The organism is Acidimicrobiia bacterium (assembly GCA_029210695.1).
In the GTDB taxonomy this organism is placed as follows: Bacteria; Actinomycetota; Acidimicrobiia; order Spongiisociales; family JAHEDJ01; genus JAHEDJ01.
The window spans coordinates 57,553-64,212 of record JARGFH010000013.1; the positions used below are offsets into that span (position 1 = coordinate 57,553).

8 protein-coding genes are annotated in these 6,660 nt (G+C 63.1%); 6 read left to right on the forward strand and 2 right to left on the reverse strand.

Annotated elements, in window-relative coordinates; genetic code table 11:
- Window position 1 precedes the first annotated feature (1 nt).
- Both P1T08_06340 and P1T08_06345 read left to right on the forward strand, forming a co-directional pair.
- Window positions 2-1,780 carry a substrate-binding domain-containing protein gene (locus P1T08_06340; protein ID MDF1595699.1) on the forward strand — a complete coding sequence of 593 codons (1,779 nt, stop codon included), beginning with the start codon at window positions 2-4 and terminating at the stop codon, window positions 1,778-1,780.
- Complete coding sequence (locus P1T08_06345) at window positions 1,780-2,547, forward strand: hypothetical protein (protein MDF1595700.1); 768 nt, start codon at window positions 1,780-1,782, stop codon at window positions 2,545-2,547. The genes P1T08_06340 and P1T08_06345 overlap by 1 nt, the downstream gene beginning before the upstream one ends.
- A 27-nt stretch (window positions 2,548-2,574) precedes the next feature.
- Here P1T08_06345 and P1T08_06350 read toward each other — a convergent pair whose 3' ends face one another.
- Both P1T08_06350 and P1T08_06355 read right to left on the reverse strand, forming a co-directional pair.
- Window positions 2,575-3,189, reverse strand: a complete 615-nt coding sequence (locus P1T08_06350) for an AAA family ATPase (protein ID MDF1595701.1) — start codon at window positions 3,187-3,189, stop codon at window positions 2,575-2,577.
- A 114-nt stretch (window positions 3,190-3,303) separates the two neighbouring features.
- Entirely contained in the window at window positions 3,304-3,816 is a 513-nt protein-coding gene (locus P1T08_06355) for a DUF664 domain-containing protein (protein ID MDF1595702.1), read from the reverse strand.
- Window positions 3,817-4,053: 237 nt separating this feature from the next.
- On the opposite strand from P1T08_06355, the gene P1T08_06360 reads away from it, so the two are divergent.
- The 4 genes from P1T08_06360 to P1T08_06375 all read left to right on the forward strand — a co-directional run bounded on the left by P1T08_06360 (window position 4,054) and on the right by P1T08_06375 (window position 6,556).
- The gene (locus tag P1T08_06360; GenBank protein ID MDF1595703.1) at window positions 4,054-4,794 is read left to right on the forward strand and encodes a DUF6518 family protein; all 741 of its coding nucleotides are present in this window, start codon (window positions 4,054-4,056) and stop codon (window positions 4,792-4,794) included.
- 451 nt (window positions 4,795-5,245) lie between these two features.
- Complete coding sequence (locus P1T08_06365) at window positions 5,246-5,494, forward strand: AbrB/MazE/SpoVT family DNA-binding domain-containing protein (protein MDF1595704.1); 249 nt, start codon at window positions 5,246-5,248, stop codon at window positions 5,492-5,494.
- Window positions 5,491-5,883 carry a PIN domain-containing protein gene (locus tag P1T08_06370; protein ID MDF1595705.1) on the forward strand — a complete coding sequence of 131 codons (393 nt, stop codon included), beginning with the start codon at window positions 5,491-5,493 and terminating at the stop codon, window positions 5,881-5,883. The genes P1T08_06365 and P1T08_06370 overlap by 4 nt, the downstream gene beginning before the upstream one ends.
- A gap of 244 nt (window positions 5,884-6,127) precedes the next feature.
- Window positions 6,128-6,556: a transposase gene (locus P1T08_06375; GenBank protein ID MDF1595706.1), complete on the forward strand. Its 429-nt coding sequence runs from the start codon at window positions 6,128-6,130 to the stop codon at window positions 6,554-6,556.
- The last annotated feature ends 104 nt before the right edge of the window (window positions 6,557-6,660 follow it).

A 6,660-nucleotide genomic window follows, 5' to 3' on the forward strand; every position in this document is an offset into this window, starting at 1 on the left:
CATGAAACGTATGAGCGTCGTCCTCGTGTGGTGTTTGCTCGCAACAGGATGTGTGGGAGGGTCTGAGACCGACACATCCGGCGATGGTGAAACTCTCTCGGTACCAGAGGGTTGCCGCGAGGTGCCGGCCGCCGTTTCGTCCGAGAAGGTGACGCTCCTGACTGATCTGGCGGCAGCCTTCAACAACACCGAACCGAGTTTCGATGGACAGTGTGTTGCCATCACCATCCACCGTGTGGCGTCCGGCCGGGCAGCCAAGTTGCTCGCAGAGGGGTGGCCGACCGATGGCTCGGCCAGTCCCCCACTCGTGTTGTGGAGCCCGGCGTCGGCCGCCTGGGGAGCATTGGTCAACTACCGCCTGGAGTTGGCAGGTCAACAACCCATCGCCAACGACTACCAGAGAATCATGCTCACGCCCCTCGTGCTGGCGATGCCCAAACCGATGGCGGAAGCACTGGGTTGGCCTGAAGCCGACATCGGTTGGTCCGACATCCTGGAACTGGCTCAGAGCCCGGAGGGCTGGGGCGCGTTCGGTCATCCTGAGTGGGGACCATTCCGGCTGGGCAAGACCAATCCGAACTTTTCTACCTCAGGTCTGTCCGCGACGATCGCCATCTACTACGCGGCGACCGGGAAGACTTCGGCACTTACGCTCGACGATGTTGGAAGTACATCGGTGGGGGCATTCGTACGGGGCGTCGAGTCCGCCACTGTTCACTACGGCGACACCACCCTCACGTTCCTCGAGAACATGTTGAAGGAGGACCTGGCCGGTCGTCCGCTGTCGTACGCCTCCGCGGCGGCGGTGGAGGAGGTCAGCATCATCGCCTACAACCGGGGTGATCCCGCCGACACCGGTGCCGACGATCTCACCCCGCCCAACGTTCCGCTGGTGGCCATATATCCGAAGGAAGGCACCGTCTTCTCGGACAACCCGGCCTTCGTACTCGATGCCGCCTGGGTGGATGACATCTCCCGTCAGGCTGCAGAGGCGTTCCGATCGTTCGTCATCGACGATCCGGAGATCCAGGCCCGGGTCCTTGAGTTCGGATTCCGCCCTGGTAATCCTGCGGTCGCAGTCGCCGATCCGATCTCTCCGGCCAACGGCCTCAACCCGTCACAACCCGAGACCGAGTTGCAGGTCCCGGAGCCGGAGGTACTGGCCGCCCTGGTCGACGGGTGGGAAACCTATCGCAAGACCGCCCGGGTCATCATGGTCATCGATGTGAGCGGCTCGATGGGCGACCTCGCCGGAGAGGGCTTCTCGAAGCTGGACCTGGTCAAACAGGCGGTGGCGGCCAGCCTCGACCAGTTCAAGTCCGAAGACGAAGTTGGGTTGTGGATCTTCTCGACAAACCTCGACGGAGTCCGTGACTATCTGGAAATGGTTCCGCCTGCTCCCCTTGCGCAAACGGAGGCGCAGATTCGCGGGTCGGTCGAGGGTTTGATCGCCGACGGTGGCACCGGCCTCTACGACAGCACCCGGGCTGCGGTGCAGGCGGTACGAGAGGGATTCGATCAGACCAAGATCAACGCGGTCATCCTGCTCACGGACGGGAGGTGCGATGACAACCCACCCGGCTGTGAGCTCGAACCCCTGCTCGAGTATCTGGGGTCTTCGGAGCGCGACGTGGTGCGGGTGTTCCCCGTGGCCTACGGCGCCGATGCCAACCTGGGCGAGCTGCAGGCAATCGCCGATGCCACCTCCGCCCGGCTCTACAAGGCGACCGACCCGCTCACGATCGAGGAAGTGTTCGAACAGGTCGTGTCGAACTTCTGATGGTGAGAAGGGCCATCCTCCGTTGGGATCCACGGGTTCGCCGCGGTCGGCGGTTGCTCAAGGCGACGACTTCACCGACGGGCCTGATCACCGGGTGCGCCGTATCCGTCGCCGGTCTGGCACTGGGGATCGGGGCACCCTGGCTGGTGGGCGCAGGGGTGGCCGCCTGGCTCACATCGGTGGTACTGCACCTACGCGACCCGAAACTGCTTGGCGCCATGCTGGCCCCGGAATTCGACCGTGACCTCTCCGCACTCGATGATCAGCACCTTCCGGCCATGGTCGCCGCGCTCAGCGCCCGGGACCGGTTTGAAGCGGCCGTCGCCGACATGCCCGACCGCCAGGACTTCGCAGGCATGAAGGCTCGGGTGACCGAAGTGTTGCACCGGCTGTACGACTCGGTGGTGTGGACCCAGCGGGCCGACGGCTTCCTCACCTCGGTCGATGAACCGTCGCTCGCCCGACGGCTGCACGACCTTCCTCCATCCTCGCCTCTCGCTGCCGAGCTCGCCGAGCAGGCCGCCGAGATCGAGGGAGTCCGGCAACGCCGCAAGGAAACCGCGGCGCGTATCACTGCCGGAATCACGGGAATCGAAACGCTCGCTCTCAAGATGGGCAGCCTTGCCCTCGGGGCAGCCGACAGCCCGATCGAGACGATGCCGGCCGCCGAAGTACGCGCTCTCCGGGAAGAGCTGGATGCCTATGCAGACGGCCTAGAAGAGATCGAGCAGGATTTGCGGCGGGCCCTCCCTCCGACTCCGGCCTGACGCGCAGAACTGATCCTGTGCGGCCGCCTAGTCCCAGAGGGTGGGATGCAGAGTCACGGACCGGGCGACCAGGGGCTCACCCGGCTCGGCCGCGCCGACGAGGCGCTCGACGAGAGCGGCCCAGTCGAAACCCTCCGTTACCTCGGATGCCCGGATGGTCATCAGGCGGTCGTCGGGGACGTATTGCGGGAGTATGGCGTTGAGGATCACTTCGATCTCATCACGGAACTTGTCGTTGGTGCTCCGAACCCCGTCGACCCTGAGTGGAACGTCCGGCTTCAATCTGACAAACAGGTCGTACGTCTCGCACCACTTCCTCACCAGTGGTTTGACCTCGAATGGGTCCTCTCCCCTCGTCGCCCGCAGGAAGTAGGCGAAGTTGTCGATCACGGCCCGGTCGGTGACCAGAACCTCGGCTCGTGTACGCAGTTCGAGTTCTTGTTGGATCTGCGCCATGATCACCCACAGCTGCGCTTCGGGAGTTGCACCCTCATTGAGGCCGAGCGGATTGAATCTGATGACTTCGCGACCGACCTCGACGCTGCGCCCGCTGCGGCCGACTGCGCCGGCGAAGGAGTGCACTGCATTGGTCTTGCGGACCGAATGGGATCCGATGAAGGCGATCTTCAAAGATGGTGTCATGCTGGCGGGATCCTTGTCGATTGCCGCAACGCTACCGGTTCGAAACCCGCAACATTCGCATTGAGTCGCGAATCCGCACGATCGTTGCGATCGGCGTTGCCCTGGATGCGCGATTCAGGGCAGGCGTTCGATTATGCCTCTGAGGTAGCGAGCCTGGCCGGCGTGCTGGAGATTGTCGCTGATGACGCTGACCAGGCGGACACCGACCGACACGGGCGGATCGTAGGAGTGGTCGATGATGCGATCGAGTTCTGATTCGTCGGCGCCTGCCAGGTATTCCATAGTGCGATCCATCACGGCTGAGTGATAGGCGACAAGCGCCTCCACCGAGATCGGAACCACCGCGGCCACATCGTCAGGGCCGTCACCGTATCCCGTCTCCGTGACCCCCCGGTTGATGCCGGTCCGTTCGGTCCAGCCCGGATCAGCCCACACCTGATCCGTGCCGGCGATCTCGGAGAGGTGATCGTCCTGGACACGGCTCAAGTGCCACACCAGCCAGGCAATTGAGTTGGAGCCCGACTCGGGCCTATAGATCAGGCCGGTCGGATCAAGGCCCTCGCTCGCGACTCCAACCAACTCCCGGATGCGCCGGTACGCCTCGATCAGCAGTGCACTCGTGTCCATGTTTCTGCCTCCTGTGGAATCTCCGATCAGTCCAGTCAACCATGCGTCGGTCGCGGGCGGCGCACGCCCGGATCGTTTCGCCTCCAACCCTGCTCGGCCGAGCTCACCCGTCCTAGAGCGGGCAGGCCCGAGAAATCCTGCCCGCTCTCTATCTTGAAGTCATGCTGATCAGCAGTTGCGCCCCCTGCAATGCACGACGGATTCCTGCAGTGGGACGAGTCGTGTTTGACCCCAGGAATGCTCCTCGCAGGCTTCCGGGGAAGGACGTCTCTGTCTGGCAGGCTGACACTCACGTATGCCCCTCAGAGCTCTCCAGAGGAGATCCAAGCCTCCACGAGATCACCTCTCAAGGTAACGTGTGGCGATGCGCGGGCGGTTGCAGTGGGGATTCTCTTGGGAGTCTTCTGCGGGATCGCAAACGGTTGGCCGGTCGCGTCGACCCTCGCCCAAATGGCGACACCGTGGATCGGGGTTGCCGCATTCGTTGCCTATCGAGCGGCAGGAAGCAGCAAGCAGGCGGCGATGCTGGGAGCGGTCGCGTTGCTGGCTGCCAATGTCGCCTACTTCGCGGTTGGAGTAGCCGCTCGGGGCTCTTCAGGTCTTCCCTTTCTGGGCGGGATCGGTTTCTTCGCATTGTGGACGACCGTCGGATTGCTCATAGGGCCGGTAACCGGGGTATTTGGATGGCGGCTGGCCGAGCATCGCACGGCGTTCACTGCGGTCGTGACTGTGGCCACCGTCTTGATGGCTGAGCCCTTGGCATTGTGGGTTCACGTCGACCACTTCGATTCCCACTTGGCGTGCCTCAGTGTTGCAGCCGCCGGCCTGGCGCTTCCGTTGATCTGGTTCCGTCGACAGTGGCGTCAGGCTGCGAAAGGGGTGGCCCTGGTGCTCGTCCTGGCTTACCCGGCGGCGGTGATTCTCGAGGCGGCCCTGATTGCACTCCGTCAGATCTCTGCCCCGATGAGACTCATTTGAGCCAACGCATATCGACGCCGATCGAATCATCACCGACTCCTCGAACCGGGAGTATGTCGTCGATCCCGGATATTGGGTTGGCACTTTCCGTGATGGCGGCCAACAGCGATGGTGAGGCCGCCGCCCCCGCCGAAAGGCTGCAGCCCCTGCAAATACAGGGACTTCCGGTGGTCGGACTGGGGAGGTTTGAACTCCCGACCTCTTGACCCCCAGACGGGATCAGGGGGTGTCGGCGACCTGGCGATTCGGCGTTTTCTGCCTTCTGACCTGGGCTTTGACTGCTCATTGACTTTCATCGTTTTGCAGCGTTATTCATTCTCCCGCGGACTTTTCGCGGACTCTTGACACTTGAGCGGTATCGGACTCCGACCGAATGGCGATTCCCGGTCTCTCGTATTCGTCATGTAGGCCTGGTATCCTTACGTCGCCTGATTAGTAAGGAGCTACCCGAGTGGATCTCGCAGCCAAAGTCACATCGAAGGGCCAGATCACCATCCCCAAAGAAGTCCGGGAAGCGCTCGGTATAACCGAAGGCGACCAGATCGTATTCAGGGTGGAACAGCACCGCGCCATGCTCGCGAAGACCCCCAACCTCCTGGACCTCGCCGGCGCAGTAGACGTACCGACTGCCAAACGAGGAGTGGCCTGGGACGAGGTGCGACGCAGCACCCGGCAGGCCCGCGCTGAGGCGCGTCAGTGACGGCCTTCGTCGACACCAACGTCCTGATTAGACATCTGACCGGCGACCCTCCCGAGATGGCAGCACGCGCCACCGCCTTCCTAGCGGGAGCGGACGAGTTGCTCCTCCCCGACCTCATCGTTGCTGAGGTCGTCTACGTGCTCGAGTCCTACTACGAGGTACCCACCGACGAGGTAGCCCGGTTGGTGCGCTCCGTGATCGCGTTCCCTCCCATCCGGACAATGGATCCCGCTCTGCTGCTACGGTCGCTCGAGGTGTACGAGACCCATCGGATCGACTTCGCCGAGGCGTACCTCGTCGCATCAGCCGAGGCCGCCGGAATAACCGACATCATCTCCTTCGACCGCAGCATCGACCGCGTGACAACCGCCAACCGGATCGAACCCTGACCGAGCGCCGAAGTGCCTGATAGGTCTGTAGGTACGTTGCGGGAGTTTGTTCCGTAGCGTTGCAGGGGTCCCGGCGGGTGTGGCTCTCGAGGTGCCTGCCACCCGTTGGGTTGGCTTTCGAACGAGCTGACCTGCCTGCCGGGATCTTTGCTGGCGGTGTGGCTCGAAACAGGCGTAGCACCCAATCCGTATCGGGAGTGCCCACCGTCAGGTCCACCGACCCCGAGACACGAGGAGGTGTGTGATGTCGGTGATTATTGGAGTGGACCCCCACAAAGGATCGCATGCGGCTGCGGCTGTGGATGCGGGTGAGGTAGCGGTGGCTGAAATCGAGGTGCGTGCCACTCGGAGCCAGACCAACGAGCTGCTGGGATGGGCAGAGCGGTTCCCTGCTCGGCGGTGGGCGATCGAGTCCGCCAACGGGCATGGCTATCTGCTGGCCCAACAGCTGATTGCCGCTGGGGAGCACGTGGTCGATGTGCCCTCCACCCTGTCTGCCCGAGTCCGGGTACTGGACTCGACCCGGTCGCAGAAGAACGACCCGAATGACGCTCGGGCGGTGGCGATTGTGGCGTTGCGTCAACCCAACCTTCGGGTGGTGACTGTCGAGGATCATGTGGCGGTTCTGCGGATGTTGCCGAAGCGTCACAAGCAGCTAGTGGTCTGTCGCTGAAATGGCGAACCGGTGTAGTGTTGGGGAATGGTTGCTACTGCTGAAGCGTTGCGGATGTCGCCCGAGCAGCGCAGTGAACTTGAGTCGATGGCGAAGTCTCAGAC